This window comes from Arthrobacter sp. JCM 19049 (assembly GCF_001310435.1).
Map to the genome: position 1 here is coordinate 1 of NZ_BAXF01000575.1, position 1,234 is coordinate 1,234.

At 65.6% G+C, this 1,234-nt stretch carries 2 protein-coding genes; both read left to right on the top strand.

The genetic code is table 11. The features are described 5' to 3' along the window. Positions 1-604 (top strand): PIG-L family deacetylase (locus tag JCM19049_RS14580; RefSeq protein WP_054821932.1); only part of this gene is annotated, 604 nt, incomplete at its 5' end. Positions 605-666: 62 nt separating this feature from the next. Then, positions 667-1,005 carry a hypothetical protein gene (locus JCM19049_RS14585; RefSeq protein ID WP_054821933.1) on the top strand — a complete coding sequence of 113 codons (339 nt, stop codon included), beginning with the start codon at positions 667-669 and terminating at the stop codon, positions 1,003-1,005. The last annotated feature ends 229 nt before the right edge of the window (positions 1,006-1,234 follow it).

Genomic DNA, 1,234 nt, shown 5'->3' on the forward strand with positions numbered 1-1,234 from the left:
CGACCCGGTGCCCGAACTGCCCTTCGGCGCGTTCGCGCTGCAGCCGGTGGAGGTTGCCGCGGCCGGGCTGATCAAGCTGATCCGCGAATTCCGTCCCCACGTGATCACCACCTACGACGAAAACGGCGGCTACCCGCACCCGGATCACATCCACTCCCACCGGGTGGCGCTGTTTGCCTTTGAGCACGCCAACAACCCGGACATGTACCCGGAACTGGGGCAGCCGTGGGAGGTGCGCAAGCTGTACTACGACCGCGCCTTTGCCCCCGAGCGCTTCCGCACCCTGCACTACGCCATGCTCGACGCCGGCTACGACTCGCCCTACACCGAACGGGTGCAGCGCTGGGAGGAGGACCAGCAGGACCAGATGTTCAGCTGGGTCTCCCCGCACACCACGACCACCCAGGTGTACTGCGCGGACTACTTCACGAAGCGTGACCAGGCGCTTTTGGCCCACCGCACGCAGATCGACCCTGAGGGCTTCTTCTTCGCCGTGCCCGAGTACCTCTATGCCGAACACTGGCCGTGGGAGGACTACACGCTGATCACCTCCAAGGTGCCCACCGAATTGCCTGAGTCCGACCTGTTCGCCGGGCTCAGATAGCGGCCCGCCACGCTAAGATAGTAGTAGGGCACTAACGCTGTAGAAATGAGTTGTACTAACCCGTGAACCATCTGATCTTGCTGTTGGCCAGCGCACCGGCCAACGAGTCGACCTCCAGTTACAACGCGGTCAGCCAGACCGGGCCGGGCTTCCTTGGCTTCGTGTTCACCGCGCTGATGGTGATCGCCGCGATCTTCCTGATCCGCGACATGATCCGCCGGGTGCGCCGCGTGCGCTACACCTCCGAAGCCGAATCCCGCCAGCAGCGCCTGGTGGCCCGCGGGGAATCGCAGCCGCTGCAGAAGCCCGCCGGGAAGATCGACCGAAAACCCGGGAAAAGTGATCTGACCCCAACCAGCGATCCGGTCACCGGGCGGCGGGCCTCGGCCCGTCCCCGGTGATCGTGCATTTAACGCCACCGGCGACCCGGGACGGTGGCGCCGGAACATTCCAGGGGTCGCAGAACGGGGCGGGGAGGAACAACATGAAACAGGTGCTGCTGTGGCTGCTGGCCGCGGCGGCGGTGGCCCTGGGCATCGCCGCGTTCATCTACGGCGGCTTTGACGATTCACCGGGGCTGCAGGGACTCGGTGCCCTGCTGGTACTCGGCACGCTGATCTGGCTGGCGCG